At 39.9% G+C, this 19,585-nt stretch carries 15 protein-coding genes; 2 read left to right on the top strand and 13 right to left on the bottom strand.

What is annotated here, in order from left to right:
- Positions 1 to 46 precede the first annotated feature (46 nt).
- The 4 genes from ROSEINA2194_RS10160 to pcrA all read right to left on the bottom strand — a co-directional run bounded on the left by ROSEINA2194_RS10160 (position 47) and on the right by pcrA (position 5,401).
- Positions 47 to 781 carry a hypothetical protein gene (locus ROSEINA2194_RS10160; RefSeq protein ID WP_227970554.1) on the bottom strand — a complete coding sequence of 245 codons (735 nt, stop codon included), beginning with the start codon at positions 779 to 781 and terminating at the stop codon, positions 47 to 49.
- 171 nt (positions 782 to 952) lie between these two features.
- The gene (locus ROSEINA2194_RS10155) at positions 953 to 2,449 is read right to left on the bottom strand and encodes a class I SAM-dependent RNA methyltransferase (protein ID WP_007886385.1); all 1,497 of its coding nucleotides are present in this window, start codon (positions 2,447 to 2,449) and stop codon (positions 953 to 955) included.
- A gap of 138 nt (positions 2,450 to 2,587) precedes the next feature.
- Entirely contained in the window at positions 2,588 to 2,920 is a 333-nt protein-coding gene (locus tag ROSEINA2194_RS10150) for a hypothetical protein (protein WP_007886383.1), read from the bottom strand.
- Between the two features lie 210 nt (positions 2,921 to 3,130).
- Entirely contained in the window at positions 3,131 to 5,401 is a 2,271-nt protein-coding gene (pcrA, locus tag ROSEINA2194_RS10145) for a DNA helicase PcrA (RefSeq protein ID WP_044927600.1), read from the bottom strand.
- A 433-nt stretch (positions 5,402 to 5,834) separates the two neighbouring features.
- On the opposite strand from pcrA, the gene ROSEINA2194_RS10140 reads away from it, so the two are divergent.
- Positions 5,835 to 6,449, top strand: coding sequence for a DUF1836 domain-containing protein (locus ROSEINA2194_RS10140; protein WP_007886378.1), 615 nt, complete (start codon positions 5,835 to 5,837; stop codon positions 6,447 to 6,449).
- A gap of 88 nt (positions 6,450 to 6,537) precedes the next feature.
- Here the strand turns inward: ROSEINA2194_RS10140 and ROSEINA2194_RS10135 are convergent, their stop codons facing one another.
- The 7 genes from ROSEINA2194_RS10135 to ROSEINA2194_RS10105 all read right to left on the bottom strand — a co-directional run bounded on the left by ROSEINA2194_RS10135 (position 6,538) and on the right by ROSEINA2194_RS10105 (position 14,979).
- Positions 6,538 to 6,843 (bottom strand): YerC/YecD family TrpR-related protein, encoded by a 306-nt coding sequence (locus tag ROSEINA2194_RS10135; RefSeq protein ID WP_007886377.1) that lies wholly within the window; start codon positions 6,841 to 6,843, stop codon positions 6,538 to 6,540.
- Between the two features lie 223 nt (positions 6,844 to 7,066).
- A complete protein-coding gene (hisC, locus tag ROSEINA2194_RS10130; RefSeq protein ID WP_044927630.1) occupies positions 7,067 to 8,125 on the bottom strand; it encodes a histidinol-phosphate transaminase in 1,059 nt (352 codons plus the stop codon).
- 79 nt (positions 8,126 to 8,204) lie between these two features.
- A complete protein-coding gene (locus tag ROSEINA2194_RS10125; protein WP_007886375.1) occupies positions 8,205 to 9,401 on the bottom strand; it encodes a pyridoxal phosphate-dependent aminotransferase in 1,197 nt (398 codons plus the stop codon).
- Between the two features lie 202 nt (positions 9,402 to 9,603).
- Positions 9,604 to 11,163 carry a UDP-glucose--hexose-1-phosphate uridylyltransferase gene (galT, locus tag ROSEINA2194_RS10120; protein WP_007886374.1) on the bottom strand — a complete coding sequence of 520 codons (1,560 nt, stop codon included), beginning with the start codon at positions 11,161 to 11,163 and terminating at the stop codon, positions 9,604 to 9,606.
- A 27-nt stretch (positions 11,164 to 11,190) separates the two neighbouring features.
- Positions 11,191 to 12,360 (bottom strand): galactokinase, encoded by a 1,170-nt coding sequence (locus ROSEINA2194_RS10115; protein ID WP_044927598.1) that lies wholly within the window; start codon positions 12,358 to 12,360, stop codon positions 11,191 to 11,193.
- A 207-nt stretch (positions 12,361 to 12,567) separates the two neighbouring features.
- The gene (locus ROSEINA2194_RS10110; RefSeq protein WP_007886372.1) at positions 12,568 to 13,836 is read right to left on the bottom strand and encodes an AAA family ATPase; all 1,269 of its coding nucleotides are present in this window, start codon (positions 13,834 to 13,836) and stop codon (positions 12,568 to 12,570) included.
- Positions 13,837 to 14,256: 420 nt separating this feature from the next.
- Complete coding sequence (locus ROSEINA2194_RS10105; protein WP_252832585.1) at positions 14,257 to 14,979, bottom strand: helix-turn-helix domain-containing protein; 723 nt, start codon at positions 14,977 to 14,979, stop codon at positions 14,257 to 14,259.
- 277 nt (positions 14,980 to 15,256) lie between these two features.
- Here ROSEINA2194_RS10105 and ROSEINA2194_RS23800 point away from each other — a divergent pair, with 277 nt between their 5' ends.
- Complete coding sequence (locus ROSEINA2194_RS23800; RefSeq protein ID WP_007886370.1) at positions 15,257 to 15,730, top strand: prepilin peptidase; 474 nt, start codon at positions 15,257 to 15,259, stop codon at positions 15,728 to 15,730.
- A 44-nt stretch (positions 15,731 to 15,774) separates the two neighbouring features.
- Here ROSEINA2194_RS23800 and ROSEINA2194_RS22500 read toward each other — a convergent pair whose 3' ends face one another.
- Positions 15,775 to 15,903: a hypothetical protein gene (locus ROSEINA2194_RS22500; RefSeq protein WP_007886369.1), complete on the bottom strand. Its 129-nt coding sequence runs from the start codon at positions 15,901 to 15,903 to the stop codon at positions 15,775 to 15,777.
- Between the two features lie 116 nt (positions 15,904 to 16,019).
- Entirely contained in the window at positions 16,020 to 19,580 is a 3,561-nt protein-coding gene (locus ROSEINA2194_RS19765; protein ID WP_007886368.1) for a LysM peptidoglycan-binding domain-containing protein, read from the bottom strand.
- Between the last annotated feature and the right edge of the window lie 5 nt (positions 19,581 to 19,585).

The following is a 19,585-nucleotide window of genomic DNA, read 5'->3' as shown; positions in this document are numbered from 1 at the left end:
CATAAAAAAAGACAGCACCCATTTCATTTCTAAAATAAGTACCGCCTTACATGTCCATGTGCATTCCCGCTTCCATCTCCCCTGCCTCTTCCCCGCCCTCCTGTACTTCCAGTTCCGGTATCATGTTTCTGTTTAAACTGATTTCCTCCTGCTTCATCTGTTCTGAAATTGCTGCAAGTGCAATGCTGTTCATCTTGTTCTGCAGGTAAGTTTCAAACTCCCCTTTCGCCTCTGTCACGGTTTTATCCATCTGTTCAGCAAACAGTTTCTGCAGATAGGGGATATTACTTTTTAACTCCTGCCGTACATTTTTCAATGTCGAGACGATATTTCTCCGGTCCTCCCTGCTCAGGACACGTTTCTCATCCAGAAGTTTTTCAATCTCCTCTGACCTCTTTTCCAGTTGCCGCACCAAGTCACGGGTTGCTTCATCCACTTCCCGGCGCATTACTTTCTGCCTGTCACTGTATGGGCATGGTTCAACGAATGTCCCATTCACTTTTGTAATGGTAACCGGTATCCCCTCTCCAATGTTAAGTGATGTGATTGCTTCGGCAAACTGTGTATAGGACATCTCCACCTCAACGATCATGTCATTGATGTCTGTCCCTGCCAAAAACCAGTCCTCGTTGCCCTCCCTTTCCATCATGCCTTTTGAAATGGACAGGCGTATGACATTATTATGCATGATGGAACTTCCAAACAATGCCGTTCCTGAACCACCGATTGAGGACCTTGCAAACCGAATCATTCCGTAACTTGGGTGCTGCTTTTTCTCCATCCCTGTTTCTTTTCCTTTCTCTGAATTTTGTCCCAAAATACTTAAAAATCTCTTTTTTGCCTCTATGCATCTATAAAAACGTGGAAAAAAATAGGGCAAAAACTGGTCATTTTTTGCTCCAATTTTTGCCCTCAAACCACAACATCTTGTGGTCTAACATGCCTATTTTTCTTATTTTCCACAATACTGCATCAGAACTACCGACTCCACATGAAACGTCGAAGGAAACATATCGACACAACAGACCTTTTTCACTTCATATCCTCTCGCCTGTAAAACTTCCAGATCTCTTGCCAGACTGGTCGGCTTGCAGGAAATATAAACCATCTGAGGCACATTGTAACGAATGATTTTTTCCAAAGCTTTTGGATTGATTCCGTCCCTTGGTGGATCAAGTACAATATAATCCGGCTTTTCTTCAATGCTGTCAATGACTTTGAGCACATCCCCTGCGATAAACTCGCAGTTATGTAAACCATTTAACTGTGCATTCTCTTTGGCAGCTTCCACTGCTTCCTCAATGATCTCCACACCGATCACTTTTTTAGCTACCGGAGAAAGCATCTGTGCGATCGTTCCGGTTCCGGAATACAGATCGAATACAATTTTACCATGCTCCGCAATATCTGCGTCTGTTCCGCTTGGAAGTGCATCTCCGATAAACTCTCTGGCAGTCTGATATAGCACCTCTGCACCCAGGGAATTTGTCTGGAAAAAGGAAAATGGTGTAATCTTAAAGCGAAGCCCTAGCAATTCCTCGTAAAAGAAATCCTGTCCATATAAAACATCCGTGCCTTCATTCGTCACGGTATCTGCCACATTGTCATTTCTCGTATGCAGAATACCTGTCATGATACCTTTGTAATCTGCTGCAAGAAGAGCAGCTTTCCAGCCCTCTAATAATTCCTCTTCCGTTCCTGCAAATGCGTTTTCCTGTGCATTGTTCAACGTACTTTCAACTTCATCCATCTGTGCTGCGGCAATTCCCGGAAAATCCGTCTGCGTTGTAGTCACCAGATCTACTAATATTTCCCCTGTTTTGACTGCCTTACGGACAAGCAGATGTCTCAAATATCCGGTGTGACGCAGTTTATGGTAATAGGTGATATTTTTTTCACGAAAATAAGCAAGTGTGACAGACAGGATCTTTCTGAAATCCTCATCCACGATCTGGCAGTTTTCCACCGTCACAATATCATAAAAGCTTCCACGCTTATGCATGCCAAGTGCTAACGGTCCATCCTTAAATTCATCCCCAAAGGAAAATTCCATTTTATTGCGGTATCCGGTCTGCCTTGGACTTTCCTTGATTCCCAGAAACTGGTAATCCCGGTTTTCCTGATCGATCACATCATCCATTAATTTTTTTACCTGTTCTGCTTTCATCTCAAGCTGCCTGTCGTATGGAAGTGTCTGATAAGTACATCCTCCACATTCCCCGGCATGGACACATCCTGTTTTGTCCCCTTCCAGCGGTGACTTTTCCAATACCTCTAAAAGTCTGCCCTCTGCCTTTCCTTTGCGGATTTTATTGATGGAAGCAGACACTTTCTGTCCCGGTATCGTATTTTTTACAATAACCTGTCTGCCATCCTCTGTTCTGATAATTCCCTTATTTGGAAAGTCTACGCGCTCGATCACGCCTTCTATGATTTGTCCTTTTTTCATAAATTCCTCGCATTTTTATTTCATCAACTATAAAATTGTCCATGATTCCATTGACATTTTATTAACTTCACAGTTTTCTATTTCTTTTATCTGTTACACAAGAAAAAAGGGCTGCATCCGCAGCCCTCCAGATTATTTTTATTCTTCTTCTTTTTTCTCTGCTGGTTTTGCCGGCTCTTCTTCGTCCTCTTCATCTTCGAAGAAATCGTCTTCATAATCATCTTCAAAATCGTCTTCAAAATCTTCCAAATAATCTGGTGTAAAGAAACGATATACGCCATATACTGCTGCTGCAACTGCTGCAATAATACCGATGATTGCAAAAATCCATACAACCTTTGATGTTTTCTTTTCTTCTGCTTCTTTTTTGTTTAATAATTCATTCAACTTTGTCATATTGATCAGATCCTCTTTCTTATTGAGTAAGTCGTTTAACTTTGTCGCATTGATGAAATCTTCCACCTTGTTCATAGTGTTCCGCTCCTTCTCTTATTTATACTTTTATAGGATATGCAAAACCTAAACGCAATACACACCAGAAAAATCTATGTGCACTGCTCATTGCTTACGCCCATTATACCATATCCTTTACTTTTCGAATATAAAAAATTTATATTTTTCAAAAATTTTATATATTTTTTAGAGTTTCGGATACACAAACGTCCCTGCTCCCAAATAGAATCAGATACGCTTTAATTTTGCAAAAGAGGCAAACATTTTTTTCACACCATATCCTTCGAAATCCACGGTCACCTCGTAATCTCTTCCGCCATCCATGATGTTTTTCACAACTCCTCTGCCAAACTTGATATGCGATACGGTGTCCCCGACACCATAGTCAAGCTCTGACTTTACAACACCCTTTGTGACAAGTGCCTTTGCCTGCATACTCTGTCCGGAAGGCTGCTGGCGCAGTGTTGTTCTTTTCGGTCTTGCTGTTGTCTGGTTCTGTAAAAAAGATGGGAAACTGCTCTCTTTTCCAAAAGAAGATTCTCTTGCAGATGCCGGCTTTCTCAGTTCACTGTCCAACAGTTCAGACGGAATCTCCCGAACAAACCGCGATACTTTATTATATTGCGTTTCGCCACGAATCATACGTTGTCTTGCACAGGTAATTGTAAGTTCTTCTTTGGCTCTCGTGATCCCCACATAAGCCAGGCGTCGCTCCTCTTCTAGATCCTCAGAAGAACTGTCCGAAGTGATGGACATATAACTTGGGAACAATCCATCCTCCATTCCGGCAAGGTAAACTTTCGGGAACTCCAGACCTTTTGCACTATGTAATGTCATTAAAACAACATAATCACTGCCCTCATCGAGACTGTCGATGTCTGCAACCAGTGCCACTTCCTCTAAAAAACCACTGAGTGTCGGATGTTCCTCGCCTTCCTCGTAAGCAACCACTTTGCTGATCAGCTCATCGATATTCTCAATACGCGCCTTTGCCTCCTCGGTATCTTCCGCTTCCAATTCTTTCACATATCCAGTTTCGTCTATAATCTCCTGCAAAAGTTCAGAAACGCTGATAATCTCTACTTTACTGCGCATCACCTGAATAAAATTCACAAATGGCTTGATCTTTGCAGCACTCTTGCCGAGTGTCGGAATATCGTCTGCCATTTTCAATGCATTATAAAAACTGATGTCTGCCGCAGCCGCATAATCTGCCACACGGTTTAAGGTTGTTGCACCGATTCCACGTTTTGGCACGTTGATGATCCTGCGGACAGCAAGATCATCTCTTGCATTATCGATCGTTTTCAAATAGGCAAGCAGGTCTTTGATCTCTTTTCTTGCATAGAAGTTCACGCCGCCGACAATCTTATATGGAATATTGGATACGATAAATTTTTCCTCAAAAAGACGGGACTGTGCGTTTGTGCGGTAGAGAACAGCGCAGTCACCGTAATGATATCTGCCGTCCTTCACACAGGCATTGATATCCTTTGCGACATACTCTGCCTCTTCATAGCCTGTCTCAAACTGCTTGAAACCGATCTTTTTCCCCTCTTCATTGTCTGTCCAGAGTGTCTTTCTTTTTCGTCCCATATTGTTGGAGATCACTCCGTTTGCAGCATTTAAAATATTCTGTGTAGAACGGTAATTCTGTTCCAGTTTTATCGTCACTGCCTCCGGAAAATGTTTTTCAAAGTTCAGGATATTATAAATATTCGCACCGCGGAACTTATAGATAGACTGGTCATCATCACCAACGACACACAGGTTCTTATACTTTCTCGCAAGAATACTGATCAGTTCAAACTGTGCCGTATTCGTATCCTGATACTCGTCCACCATAATATAACGAAAGCGTTCCTGATAGTAGTCTAACACCTGGGCATCCGTTTTAAACAATTCAACCGTCTTTACGATCAGATCATCAAAATCAAGTGCATTATTCCGCCGCAGTGCATCCTGATACTCTCTGTAGATCTCAGCCTGTTTCCGTTTCGCAAAATCCCCGGAAGCAGCCGCCCGGAGAGAAAATTCCTGTGGATCTACCAGTTCATCTTTTGCCTTGGAAATCGCAGCAAGCAGACTCCGCTCTTTGTAAATCTTGGTATCCACATTCAGACGCTTACAGATATCCTTCATCAGTGTCTTCTGATCATCGGAATCATAGATTGTAAAATTAGTGTCAAACCCGATGCGGTCAATATGACGTCTTAAAATGCGCACACAGGTAGAATGAAACGTTGATACCCAGATGCTCTCAGAGCCATATCCCACAAGCTGGTCGATTCTCTCACGCATCTCACCTGCCGCTTTATTCGTAAAGGTGATTGCCATAATATTGTATGGATTCACGCCCTTTTCTTCAATCAGATAGGCGGTTCGATGTGTCAGAACCCTCGTTTTTCCGGAACCTGCACCCGCCAAGATCAAAACCGGTCCCTCCGTGTGAAATACCGCTTCTCTCTGCTGTTCGTTCAATGTATCATAAATACTCATAGAAATCTCCATTTCCGTTGTTGTTTGTAATATTCAATCCCTTTTTTATTACAATATCATATTCCCATCTATTGTAACACATTATCCCTGCTTATGAACAGTAAAATCGAACATATTTTCTTTTTTTAACAATAAAAAATAACCGTCCAGCTCCTGAGAAAAGTTGACGGTTATTTTAACATTGATTTTTCGCCGGAGTAGATAGCTCACACCTATCTATCGGCTTTCCTGTTAAGTGCATTATATGACAAACATATATTTTTGTCAAATACACCCGTCTCTTTTTTACTTTTGCGTCAGAAAAAATCTACGACCGTCCACATTCAAATTCATACAATTAAATTCAATTGTATCTTGTCATCTAGTTTTCAATACTATATAATCTGATGTAGAGAATACGATTGAACCAGTAAGAGTAAAAGCAGGTAAAAAAATGAATACAAAACAATTTTTAAGTGATATATTAGATGAATTTAATAAAATCGACTATGTAAAACCGGAAGATATCCCGAATATCGATCTTTACATGGATCAGGTGACAACATTTATGGATTCCCAGCTTGCCACATCCAAGCGGCATGAGGACGATAAGATCCTGACTAAGACCATGATCAACAATTATGCAAAAAACGATCTTCTTCCTCCACCGGAAAAGAAAAAATATTCCAAAGAACATGTGCTGACTTTGATCTTTATCTACTATTTTAAAAGTATCTTAAGCATCAGTGACATCCAGAGTATCTTAAATCCGATCACGGACAAGTATTTTGGAAAAGGCAGCTCCGAGATGAGTCTTGAGGATATCTATAAAGAAGTGTTTGGTCTGGAGCATCAGGAAACCTTAAATATCATGAAAGACCTTGCAAAGAAGTTTAACACCTCCATGAAAACTTTTGAGGGAATGGAAGGTGAGGATGCAGAGCTTTTACGGACATTCAGTTTTATCTGCATGTTAAGCTATGATGTCTACCTGAAAAAAACAATTATCGAGCGCATTGTCGATCAGATGCTGCACGAAGAAAAAGATCCTTCCAAAAAAGAAAAATAAAACCCGGTGCTGAATGGAACACTGTCTATACCAGACATGATCCGTGCAGCTCCGGGTTTTTCTTTTTTCCGGGTTTTTCTATTCTGTTTTACGCTTCGTTTGTCTCTGATGCAGCCATTCTGGCAAATACCATGTCATATCCGTCATTTCCATAATTTAAAGAACGGTTTACACGGCTGATGGTCGCTGTGGAAGCACCTGTTTTCTCTGCAATATCAAGATATGTTTTCTGGTCACGTAACATCTTGGCAACCTCAAATCTCTGTGATAAGGAAAGCAGCTCATTCACAGTGCAGACATCTTCAAAAAAAGTATAACATTCTTCTCTGTTTTCCAGGCTTAAAATCGCATCAAAAAGATGGTCTACTGCCTCAGTCCTTAGTTTCTTGCTCATTTTACTTTCTCCTTTTCATAAATCAAAATGATATCATTCTCTTTTTTATTGTCAGAAATTTCAAATCTATACATATTTTAACATAGTAAAGTTTTAAAGTAAATACCTGTTTTACACACTAAAGCGTTACAGACGCGAATTCTATAATAGTCGAATCGTGACGAAAAAGCAATACTTTTTTTCATATTGGTTATAACTATAATTTATACCTGACAGTATTCTGTTATTCCTTCAAATAATCTGTCAGAAAAGCAATCAGGTGCTCCATCTCCTGCTGTGTACCAATGCTGATGCGCAGATAATTATCAATTCTCGGCTTTGAAAAATAACGCACGAAAATGTTATGCTCCCGGAGTGCTTCAAATATTTCTTTTGCAGGAACTCTTTCATGTGTTGCAAAAATAAAGTTGCTCATGGAGTCCCCAAAGGAAAATCCAAGCTTTTTCAGTTCGCACTTCGTCCATTCCCTTGTAGCGATGACTTTCGCACAGGTTTCCTCAAAATACTCCCTGTCCCTGATTGCCTGCACACCAAGTACAAGCGCTGTCTGATTGAGCGTGTAGGAATTGAAAGAATATTTCACATCATTGATATACCGGATCAGCTTTTCATTTCCCATCGCAAAGCCAAGCCGCATACCTGCCAGGGAACGCGATTTTGAAAAGGTCTGTACCACGAGAAGATTGTCATATTTTTCGATCAGAGGCAGCGCAGACACCCCGCCAAAATCAATGTATGCCTCATCCACAACTACGATCACATCGCGGTTGTGTGCAATGATATCCTCGATCTCTGAAAGCGGCATAAGGATTCCGGTCGGTGCATTTGGATTTGGGAACACCACGCCGCCGTTGTCCCCATAATAATCCTCTTTTCTAATCTGAAAATTGTCATCTAACGCTTTTGTCTCAAATGGAATCCGAAGCATATCTGCCCACACATCATAAAAAGAATAGGTGATATCCGGAAACAGGATCGGCTTTTTGCTGTTAAAAAACGTCATAAATATCATGGCAAGCACATCATCAGAACCGACACCGGTAAATACCTGACTGCTCCTGATTCCATAATAATCTGCGATCGCATCGACTAACACTTTGCAGGTCGGTTCCGGATAAAGCCGCAGCTTATCTGTATCAAAGTTCTTCAGAGCCTCTACCACTCCCGGTGCGGGCGGATATGGATTTTCGTTGGTATTCAATTTGATCATGTCCGGCTGGTTTGGCTGTTCTCCCGGAACATACGGTTCCACTGTTCTTACATATTCTTCCCAGTTACTCATAAATTTTACGCTCTCCACTCTCTCAATTTTCCTGTTATATTTCACAAATTCATTACAATCTGCTCATTTCCGAGTCATTTCATTCAGTATACAATCCGTAATCTTCTGCCAGTTTTTCAAACGCAGTCAGGGCATTTTTTACCGTCTCATGGGAAACACAGTAAGCAAGACGGACATAGCCTGCACATCCGAATGCGCTGCCCTTTACCATGATGATATTGTATTTTTTACCTGCTGCAACAAATTTTTCTTCGTCCGTTTCCGGAGATTTTACCCACATATAAAAAGCGCCTTCCGGTTTAATGCAGTGGAAACCGAGCTTTTGCAGTCCCTCGTATAACATCTTTCTGTTTTCATCATAAAATACCAGATTGGTTTTCTCATCCAGACATTTTGCTACCGCTTTCTGAAGCAGAGACGGTGCATTTACAAAACCAAGGGTACGGTTGGATACAACAATGCCGTCAATGACCTGATCTGCATTTTCCACCTCATCCGGAACAACCACATATCCGATACGCTCACCCGGAAGGGAAAGAGACTTGCTGAAGGAATAACCTACAATCGTATTCCTATAGTATTTCGTCAGGAAATCCTCCTGATTTCCATCGTAGACAAGTTCACGGTAAGGCTCATCGGAAATCAGATAAATTTCGTGTCCAATCTCTTTTTCCTTCTTTTCCAGAATCTCAGCCATCTTTTTCATGGTTTCTTCATGATAGATCACACCGGTCGGATTGTTTGGCGTGTTCACGATCACTGCCTTGGTCTTTTCATTGACCGCTTTTTCCAATGCTTCCAGATCCGGCTGGAATGTCTCAAAATCCGGCGCTACCTCCACGACTGCCGCATCAAAATTGGCTGCATAACTCTTGTACTCTCCAAAATACGGGGCGAACACGATCACCTCGTCACCCGGATCTAAGATCGTTTTAAAAATAATGTTCAATCCTCCCGCTGCTCCCACTGTCATCACAATATTATGGGAAGTAAATGCAGTTCCAAAACGCTTGTTTAAGTTCTCTGCAACCGCCTGACGGACATCCGGGTAACCGGCATTGTCCATATATCCATGCAAAACCAGCGGATCGGTCTCATCCACCAGTTGCTTAATTGCCTCGTTCAATGCTGCCGGAGCCGGTGTTGCAGGATTCCCCAATGAAAAATCATACACGTTCTCTCTTCCCACCCTGGCGGCAAGTTCATTTCCCTCTACAAACATTGCACGGATCGCAGAACTTCCCTGCAATGCCTTCTGTATTTTCTGTGAAATCATATTCTCTACCTCACTGTTTTCTTACTCTCGAGTCATTTTTCTGCGGTCTGCACCGTAAATGTGCAGATCCACGGAACAATTATTACTTTACAACAATACTGTATGAAAGTAAATAGATAAAAAAGAAAACTGCCACAGGACATTTTCCTTACGGATACTGCCCCGGACAGTTTTTGTTTATTAAAAATACTCCCCTGTATTTTTATGCATTGACGGTATCTACGAACTTCTGGAACGCTTTTCTGCCTTCCTCTGTGCATTTGTAAACACCTGCGTCCAATAAAACTTCTTTGAACACAAGACCGATTTCTGTCTGAATGATCTCATGTAATTTTTCCGGTGTGATCTCACCTTCCAGGCCGCTTCCTGCCGTAAATCCATACTTCGGCAGAAATTCCTCCACCCAGTCTGCATGTTTTGCAAGAACTTCATCCTCACGGATTTCTGCGCCGTCTAAGATTGCCTGCTCTAATGCAGCCATCTCATCTTTTAATCTGGCTGGAAGCACTGCAAGTCCCATAACCTCGATCAGACCAATGTTTTCTTTTTTGATGTGATGAAGTTTTGCATGTGGATGGTAAACACCCAGCGGATGCTCCTCCGTCGTGATATTATTGCGGAGTACAAGATCTAACTCATAATCATTGCCGCGTTTTCTTGCGATAGGAGTGATCGTGTTGTGTGGTTCGCCCTCTGTCTCTGCAAAAATAAATGCATCTTCATCCGTATAACCTCTCCATACAAGTAAAATCTTATCTGCTAGTTCGATCAGGCGCTCTTTTTGTGGTGCGCTGATACGGATCACGGACATTGGCCATTTTACGATTCCGGCTTTCACATCCTCAAATCCTTTGAAGGTCAGCTCTTTTTCAACCGGTGCTTTTGCCATGGCAAACTCATAATGTCCACCCTGGAAATGATCATGGCTCAAGATAGATCCTCCAACAATCGGAAGATCCGCATTCGATCCGACAAAGTAATGTGGGAACTGCTCTACAAAATCCAACAGTTTTCCAAAGGTTGCTTTCTCGATTTTCATCGGTGTATGCTCTGCATTAAAAACGATGCAGTGCTCATTGTAGTAAACATATGGAGAATACTGGAAGAACCAGTCACTGTGATTGATCGTTACCGGAATAATCCTGTGGTTCTGTCTTGCCGGATGGTTCACACGTCCTGCATATCCCTCATTCTCTTTGCAGAGAAGGCATTTCGGATAACCGCTCTGTTTTGCAAGCTTGGCTGCCGCGATCGCCTTTGGATCTTTTTCCGGTTTGGAGAGGTTGATGGTGATATCCAATGTTCCAAACTCGGTATCTGCAGTCCATTTCTGGTCTTTTTTGATACGGTATCTACGAATGTAGTTTGTATCTCTGCTTAATTTGTAAAAATAATCGGTTGCTTCCTTTGGACTGATCTGATAGAGTGCCTGGAATTTTTTGATCACTTCGCTTGGTCTCGGCACAAGCATACTCATGATCTTTGTATCGAACAGATCCCTGTATGTGATCGTATCCTCCGGCATCAGTCCATCTTCTGCCGCATAATCGAGCATCTCATTTAAGATGCCTTCCAATGCTGCCTCTGCACTCTCCTGTGTCATCGGAGTTCTCTTTGCATAGGCTGCTGCCACTTCATCGTCTAATTCATCCAGATGAAAAAGTTCTAACAGGCGATTAATGGTAAATCTCCTGTCTTCCGGCTCCACCAGTCCGGTCACAAGACCATATTCTGTCAATTCTAAAATTCTTTCCTGAATCATTGTGTTATCCTCTTTATTTTGAAATCACTAAGCCAGTTTTACAGGACCATCACCGATCTCCACTACATAGAAATCAGCTGCATAACCAATCTTATCTTTGTAAGCAGCACCTACTTTTTCAATAAAGGAATCCACTGCCTCATCCTTTACGATGCTGACGGTACATCCACCGAATCCTGCACCTGTCATGCGGGAACCGATCACTCCGTCTACTTTCCATGCTTCTTCCACCAATGTGTCAAGCTCGATACCGGTTACTTCGTAATCATCACGAAGGGACACATGGGAGGCGTTCATCAACTCGCCAAACAGAGCAACATCGTTATTCTTTAATGCTTCCACTGCCTTGATGGTTCTCTGGTTCTCATAGACAGCATGTTTTGCACGTTTTACTCTGACAGGATCCTTGATCGCATCTTTGTACTGTTCAAACTGTTCCTCTGTAAGATCACCGAGGGAATCAATTTTAACGACTTTCTGGAGTTCTGCTAATGCAGTCTCGCACTCACTTCTTCTCTCATTGTATTTGGAATCTCCAAGCCCACGTTTTTTGTTGCTGCAGGAGATCACAATCTTTGCATTTTCCAGCTTGATCGGTGCATACTCATATTTTAAAGTTGCTGTGTCAAGGAAAATCGCATGACCTGCTTTTCCCATTGCAATCGCAAACTGATCCATGATACCACAGTTTACGCCGTTGAATTTATTTTCAGAGAACTGTCCGATCAGCGCAAGATCCTGATTTGTTACGTCAAATCCAAACATATCTTTTAAAATATATCCGGTCAGAACTTCAACTGATGCAGAAGAAGAAAGTCCGGAGCCGTTTGGAATATTGCCAAATAAAACAAGATCCATGCCCTGCTCTACTTTCATTCCCTTCTCGCCAAACGCCCACATAACTCCCTTTGGATAGTTCGTCCAGTCAGCTTCTTTTTCCGGCTTTAATCCTTCTACTGAGGACTCAATCACACCGAGCTGCTCAAAATTCATGGAATAGAAACGAAGTTTCTTGTCATTTCTTTTTCTTGCCACACCATATGTACCAATGGTGAGTGCACAAGGGAAAACGTGTCCTCCGTTGTAATCGGTATGCTCACCGATCATGTTCACACGTCCCGGTGCAAAATAAACACCGATTTCACCCTCATCCCCGAATAACTCTTTAAATTTTGCTAATACATCTTCCCAGATCATAAAATCCTCCTTGTTTTGCGAAGCAAAATCCGAACCCTTGTGAGGAGAGGATTTAGCCTCCTTGTTTTGCGCTTCTGCGCATCTTCCGTTTCCTGTTACTATTACATTATCATGTTCGTTTTTACATTGCAACCAATTGACCGCAGACTGCAACAATAAAAAAGAAAGATGCAACATTTTTACATGTTACATCTTTCTTGGAATGTGTCACGGAAGCTGTCCGTCTTTTTCCACATTCTGCTTAAACAAAGCCAGAACCTGCTCCGTGATAATGTTCCGGATTTCTCTGTTTGGCACTGCAAGTCTGAATCTTTTTGTATCAACTCTGCCTTTATGTGTAAGATATCCCGCCATGAAAAGTGTACTCCAAAGGTTATCCATGGATGCATACAGTTCATTATAAGTCAGATCCTCACGTATATCTTTTTCTACGATTTCACCATTTACAAGTCTCTCTAAGTCTGTTTTTGCCAGCCCCTTTGCTGCTCCTGCACTTTCTATAAAATGTTTCAGCACATCGTTTCCACTGGTGTTAGTCCAATAATTCTCCGGTGGAAGCATCGGATTCCTTCTATGTGCATCGCAATAATTAATGACGTCCCACGGGCAATAAACATCTACATTTCCAAAGCGGTATCCGTCATACCACTCTTTTACTGTCTCATAATGTGTATCCTGACCATAATAATGAAGCATTTCTTTCACTTCATCATCGACAAATCCAAACGTCTCATCATACTCCTCATCAAGGATTGAATTTGTCTTAAAATTGTTCAGTCCTGTAAAAATGCTCTCCTTTGCCACACGCAGACATCCTGTTAAAACTGCAAATTTTAAACTGCTGTTTGTCTTTAACACGTTTTCAAATAAATTTCTGACAAGTAAAACCATCTGGTCATAGTAACCATTCTCGTTTGCCTTGGCAAGAGGTACATCATACTCATCAATGAGTACAATCACTTTTTTTTCATAATACTTTTCCAGTAATGCAGTCAGCGTTTTCATACTGTATACAAGCGTGTCCTCGCCCATTTCTCCTGTAACAAGTGACATATATTCTGCCTTGTCTATGTCATCTAACCTATTTCCACTCATGATAATCCGGTGCATTTTCGCTTCTTCCATCACAATCCGTTTCAGCAGGCTGCGTGCATTCTCGTAACTGTCTGCATTTACCCCTTTTAAACTGATTGATATGACCGGATACTTTCCCATATATGCATCACATAAAGCCTTATTCTTAGAAATATATAATCCGTCAAACAGCGACTGATCTGTACCGATTTCAAAGAAACATTTGAGCATACTCATATTCAATGTCTTACCAAACCGACGTGGACGCGTGAACAGATTGACCTCTCCCCAGTTATTTAAAAGCTGCTCGATCAGACCGGTTTTATCAACATAATAAAAACCATCTCTGCGGATTTTTTCAAAATTTTCAATTCCAACAGGTAATTTTATAAATTCTGCCATAGCTGCCTCTCCAAACTATTTTTTTGCTATTTCTACTTAAGTATAACAAATCTATCGCATAAATGATAACGTTAAATGTAACTGTATTATAGGCATAAAATGAGATCGTTGTCTACTAGGAGAAATGCTGAAAATAGCAAGTTTCTGACTGGATACCACATTCTGTTCAGAAGTGGGGGATGGTTGGAAAAGCCGGGTTGACAATCATCCTATTGTCTGCTAGAATGCAATTCAAGGAAATGAAGTTTTCTACCGTACAGTTTTTACTCAAGCGGCGTGCTCGTTTCCTTTTTTATTTGCACAATATCATATAAATAAAGATTTTTCTTCTCGTCACAACGAACTAACATTCGCGCTTTAAAAATATTGTATCTTTTTATTTCTCCTGATTCATCATAAACAGGAATCCCAAATCTTGTATCATAACGATACCAACCATTTTTTTGCCTTGCGGCCATGTTTTTTTTCATAATCTGGATACATCATTTTATTATCAGCAATTGATATCAGATCACCAATAGCAGATACAGAATTTGCTTTCGCCTTTTCATTGGCTCCCTTTATTGCCTTTGTATATTTTGAATGTGCAAATTCATCTGGAAAATCTGATCCAATATATATCTTTTCTGCCGTCTCTGCAATTTCATAATAATTTCCAATAAATTTTCTCAGCAGCTTCTCTATCTCATCCCATTCAATAGACCTTCTGGACTTGAATAATATATCATTAATCAACACTATATTATTTCCGTCAACATCCCTGATAATTGAGATATTTCTCTCAGTAGTATTATCAATTAAATCTGTTTCAACTTTATTGACTTCCATTTGCTCATAAAAGTTCAGTATCCTTCTTTTAACACCAATAGTAGAACTTATATTTTTTTCAATAAGTATATGATCTTCACCTACATAATCTCTCGACAAAACTTTATTTTTCTTATCATCTTCATCACACAAAAGATCCGTAATTGACATTTCAAGTGCTTTGCATATAGGCACCAGCTTATCTGCTTGCGGATTAATCTGCTTCTTTCTCCAGTCACTTATCGTACTGGTTGCAATGCCTGTTCTTCCTGATAACTCTATCTGACTCATATTTAATTCTTCAAGTCTTTCAAATATTTTTTCGTATATCTTCATGTACAATCTCCTGATGTTTTTCCGATTTTTCGGATATTTTACCATGATAATTTTGCCTCTTCAATGCACCAAACAATTTTTGCATCTATTGCACTTGCAGTTTTAACTGGATTTTTATGCAGACCTTGCACCCTCAATTTTGATAAAAAAGATTACCTTATTACCATAACTTGCATCGAAAAAATTGTCAATTTGTTTTTGACATAACATAAACTGACTTGTGGTATCACGTTGATTTTGTTACAATAAGTACATCTTATATACATATTGGAGTCTTATGAAAACTTACATTGTTTATTTTTGCATTTACATATCCTTTTATATTTTAGGCGGCTATTCGACAACAGATATTCTGCGATTACAGAAGAATACAACCCTTTCAATAAATGCACCACACTGTTATTGTCCAATTTGCCATCAGAAAATCCGTTTGCGCGACCAAATACCTCTATTTGCTTATCTGAAAAACAGGGGACAGTGTCCTTCCTGCCACTGTAACATCACACCCTCTGAGTTTCTGCTGGAATTAGCTGTTTTTCTTCCATTAAGCACACTTTCTACATTGTTACATTTTTCGTGGTTCGCATATTTACTGTGTATTGTTTATTACGAATTATTAAAACTCATCTCCATCATCTATTTTAAACCTCGAACTACAGATTTTATCAAAAACTTATTTTTATCACTGCTGAATAACACCGGAATATTTTGCATGATCGCATTTCTTTTTGCTTTATCCCATATAAAATAAAGGAAGTCTGAAAGGCATTTTAGCTTATCAAACTTCCTTTATTATTACTTCTTCTCTACTTTAATATCTTCTACACTCTGTTCACTTAACGGCCAATAACTATTATATGTTACAACATAATGGTTTCCCATACTGTCACTAACTGCAAAATCATACATATACCTACCTGCCATAATACCAATATCACTTTTTGTAAAATTACATTTGCTTATTGTGTACTCACCATGATATGTATGATTTAAATACGATATTATATATTCATATTTTTCTTTTCTTCTTCATCTTCGTTTTATGGAAGCTCAATCATCTGACCTACACGAATCCTTTCAGGACTCTTTATTGTCTTGCGGTTAGCTTCATAGATATTCTTCCAATAATATCCTTTATTGTACAATTTTGTTGCAATCTTCCACAGTGTATCCCCCGGCTTGATCACATATGTATTCGTCTTAACTGTTGCATCTGCATCACTTTGATTTTGTGTTTCATCCAAATCAAAATACAATGTCAGCCTCTGTCCAACATAAATACGGTTTGGATTTTTTAACACATCCTTATTATCTGCATATATTTTTCTCCAGAATTTACGATCTCCATACATTTTCAATGCAATTTTGCTCAAAGTATCTCCCGCAGCTACCATATATGTGATTGTCTTTTGTTTGACAATCTGGGAATCTTTTTCTGTCTGCGATACAGTTCCATTTGTTGCTGTCACATTTGATGTGCTGCTTCCACCATTACTATTTCCACCACTGCTACTTCCGCCACTGCTGTTTCCGCTATTGCCGGAGTTCTGATCTCCGCTGTTGCCGGAATTTCCATTACTGCTGTTGTTTCCAGAATTGGCTTTCTCATCACTGACAATGTAATTCTGTGCCGCACGTTTTAATGTATCCGTATCTTTTTGACGGAACTCAAGTGCGATTGTGTGGGAACCTTTTCCTCCACGTGAAAGTGTCTGTGTGGAAATTGTAATTCTTGTACTTCCTCTTTCTGCGGAATAATCACTTCCCTTTGTCAGTTCCTGACCATCCAGATACAATGACTGAAATTCATCAAGATCTCCTATCGAAACAAAGTTCTGTGAATCTGCTCCAGTTGTTCCCACTACAACATTGCTTAAGCGTTCTCTTAATTCATAACCGGAATCTGTTGCGTTTTCAACGTTGTCATTTGTATTATCCAGTACTTTTAAAGTATAAGTTTCTTCATCAGACTTAAAACTACTCTCACTATTATTTAATTGCACTGTAAAAGTAAATTCACCTGTTTCCTGTGGCACACCATATATTTCACCGTTTTCTCTGATCACCATACCTGCCGGAAGTGTTCCGCTTACCATAGTATATGATGTCTTGTTCCAACTGTATTTATTATTATTCTGAATAACAGTTCCATACGGCACATACTTAACAGCCGCCGGAATGTCTTTTGTAATAATACTCGGGTCACCCACCATACCTGTCAATGTCAAAACCATCAGTGCTGTTTCCCCTGATTTAATAGTTACCGTACCCGATACATTTGTACCTGCTTCAACACCATCCTTGGGTTTCAGGCGGATTTTTGCAAGATTCTCCGCCTTTACACTTCCGTTATCATATCCCAAAGGTGACAATTCATAATTTCCACTTAATGTCCAATATTGATCAAGTACCACCTGATCTGAATTTAATTCTACTTTCAAATTTGGAATCGACTGTGTACCCATATTAGCCAATACTATATCATGATAATAATTGTGATAACCATCCAACATTACTTCTCTAATTGAATAAATAACACCATTCTGGTTCACAGTTTTAGCTTGTGTATCTGCAAGGCTATTAACATACAGATTATTGCCACTTGTTCTCTTGGCAACTTGAAGCCAATAATTTTTTGATGCTTTTCCATCTTCTGCAACGGCAGTGTACTGCACAGGTCCATTTGAGAAATCATGATAACTCATGCCACTGACCTCTTTGGAATTACCATTTTCTGCATACAAACTCACTCCTCTGTCTGTATTAAAACATGGTGCAATTTTACTTAAATCAGTATCATCAAAAACTGTTATCGTCAAATAATTAAATTCTGCATAGGAATCTTCTGTCGGTTGTATAAAATCCACTGCAACAAAGTTACCATTTTGATCCATCAATCCAGTAAAGTCCACACTTGTAGAATTTGAAGAATAATTTGGCTTTGTTGTCTGTCCCTCAACCGTTTTTACAGTATAATGATAAATTTCCTGATTCAAATCACCGTCATTGCCAACAAAAATTGTAAAATCTACTCCCTGGCTATAATCTGCTTTATATCCCTCTTTCCCATTTAATCTAAACAAATCGTCTTTAACATCCATTGACCCTGCTGTCTGTGCTTCAGAAATTGAAGCATACCGTCCTTCAAATGCTGCTGTCACTGCTGCATTATTTTGTTTGCCCATTTTATAATAGTATAAATATACATAATATGCTTCTGATACCGAATATCCTTTATACAATTCAAAAGTCAGATTTGTACCTGTTGAATCACTTGTAATGTGGCTTGTTTTATCTATATAATTATAGTATCCATTCTGATATTTCATAACTGAACCTGATCCCATATATCCATCTGGAGTTGTATTATATAGATTAATGCATACTGGTAAAATTCCCGTTTCATTTCCCGCAGCATCAAATGTCACAATGGTAATCCAACTATCATGCCAATCTTTTACTTCATACCCGGCACCATTCTGTGTCATATCAGCTGCAAATATTTTATCTGTAATTTCTACTGCATTCTTCGCATCTGTGATACTATCGTATTTGCCTTCATATACTTTCAAAGTGCTATATTTCGGATTCTGATAAATCTGTTCATTCACTTTTAACGCTAACCATTTATTCGAATGCGTTATATCTACTGCCGTAACAGTATACTTACGCGTCTCTTTCTCATAATCATAATACTGTGAATCTGATACCATAAGTTCTTCCCTGATGCCTTCGGCATTATTTCCATATACGGTTGGTATCAGCCAGTTTTGAGAAGCTGTTGTATTCACCTGTACATAATATCTTACATCATTTTTATCTAACTGATCTCCAGAACCAGTAATCATCTCCCAGCTTGAACTGCCATTACTTGTGTTGGTACTTAAATCCAGTTTATCTCCAGACTGGCTGATGGAATAATCATCATCATAATAGGCACTCTTCCATACAACCTTATCCGTATCCTTCAACGCATCAGCCCCGGTAAATATACTGTCAGTAGAAACCATTGTCAGTTCTATTGGTGTATAGCCTGTCAGATCCACCGTCAGATTTCTTTGTGTCAATGGAAGCAGTGACATCTCCATTGTTCCATCACCATCATTTGTGAACTCTTTCTTCTCCGGATAAACAGTCACCGTATCTCCTGCCACATTTAAGCTCATTTGTGTCACAACCGTATTGTCAAAATAGGCAGATACCTTAAACGTATGTCCACCAATCTCAACCGTATCATCCGGTGTCATAAACCATTCGTCCGTCACTTCACCATCACAGGTAAACTGTACTTCATAAGGGAAAAATGGATTCTCCTCCGGTATATTGATCGTATAGCTTCCATCTTCCGCAAAATCATCCTCCATAATACCAACTTCATAATTTCCGGTGTTATAGAATACCGAAGCATCATCTGCAGATTCTATTTCTTCCTGCACTTGTGTTTCTTCTACATTCTGTGCCGCTTTCTCCGTTGTTTCCGTTACATCTGCGACTTCTTCCGTCTGTGTTTCCGATTGCACATTTTCGGCAGACGCCGGCATATTTGGCATAACCATCATAGCTGCCAGCAACAGTGCAATCCCCTTTCTCATATGTTTCATAAACA

The sequence above is a fragment of the Roseburia inulinivorans DSM 16841 genome (genome assembly GCF_000174195.1).
Lineage (GTDB): Bacteria > Bacillota > Clostridia > Lachnospirales > Lachnospiraceae > Roseburia > Roseburia inulinivorans.
This window is presented reverse-complemented; position numbering and strand designations above follow the sequence as displayed.

Excerpts from the sequence above, each read along its gene's own strand:
- ROSEINA2194_RS10115 (WP_044927598.1), bottom strand. The coding sequence starts at position 12,360 with ATGATCTGGGAAGATGTATTAGCAAAATTTAAAGAGTTATTCGGGGAT.
- ROSEINA2194_RS10105 (WP_252832585.1), bottom strand. The coding sequence starts at position 14,979 with ATGAAGATATACGAAAAAATATTTGAAAGACTTGAAGAATTAAATATG.
- hisC (WP_044927630.1), bottom strand. The coding sequence starts at position 8,125 with ATGAGTAACTGGGAAGAATATGTAAGAACAGTGGAACCGTATGTTCCG.
- ROSEINA2194_RS10140 (WP_007886378.1), top strand. The coding sequence starts at position 5,835 with ATGAATACAAAACAATTTTTAAGTGATATATTAGATGAATTTAATAAA.
- ROSEINA2194_RS10150 (WP_007886383.1), bottom strand. The coding sequence starts at position 2,920 with ATGAACAAGGTGGAAGATTTCATCAATGCGACAAAGTTAAACGACTTA.
- ROSEINA2194_RS10110 (WP_007886372.1), bottom strand. The coding sequence starts at position 13,836 with ATGGCAGAATTTATAAAATTACCTGTTGGAATTGAAAATTTTGAAAAA.
- pcrA (WP_044927600.1), bottom strand. The coding sequence starts at position 5,401 with ATGAGTATTTATGATACATTGAACGAACAGCAGAGAGAAGCGGTATTT.
- galT (WP_007886374.1), bottom strand. The coding sequence starts at position 11,163 with ATGATTCAGGAAAGAATTTTAGAATTGACAGAATATGGTCTTGTGACC.
- ROSEINA2194_RS10135 (WP_007886377.1), bottom strand. The coding sequence starts at position 6,843 with ATGAGCAAGAAACTAAGGACTGAGGCAGTAGACCATCTTTTTGATGCG.
- ROSEINA2194_RS19765 (WP_007886368.1), bottom strand. The coding sequence starts at position 19,580 with ATGAAACATATGAGAAAGGGGATTGCACTGTTGCTGGCAGCTATGATG.
- ROSEINA2194_RS10155 (WP_007886385.1), bottom strand. The coding sequence starts at position 2,449 with ATGAAAAAAGGACAAATCATAGAAGGCGTGATCGAGCGCGTAGACTTT.
- ROSEINA2194_RS10160 (WP_227970554.1), bottom strand. The coding sequence starts at position 781 with ATGGAGAAAAAGCAGCACCCAAGTTACGGAATGATTCGGTTTGCAAGG.
- ROSEINA2194_RS23800 (WP_007886370.1), top strand. The coding sequence starts at position 15,257 with ATGAAAACTTACATTGTTTATTTTTGCATTTACATATCCTTTTATATT.
- ROSEINA2194_RS22500 (WP_007886369.1), bottom strand. The coding sequence starts at position 15,903 with ATGGCAGGTAGGTATATGTATGATTTTGCAGTTAGTGACAGTATGGGA.
- ROSEINA2194_RS10125 (WP_007886375.1), bottom strand. The coding sequence starts at position 9,401 with ATGATTTCACAGAAAATACAGAAGGCATTGCAGGGAAGTTCTGCGATC.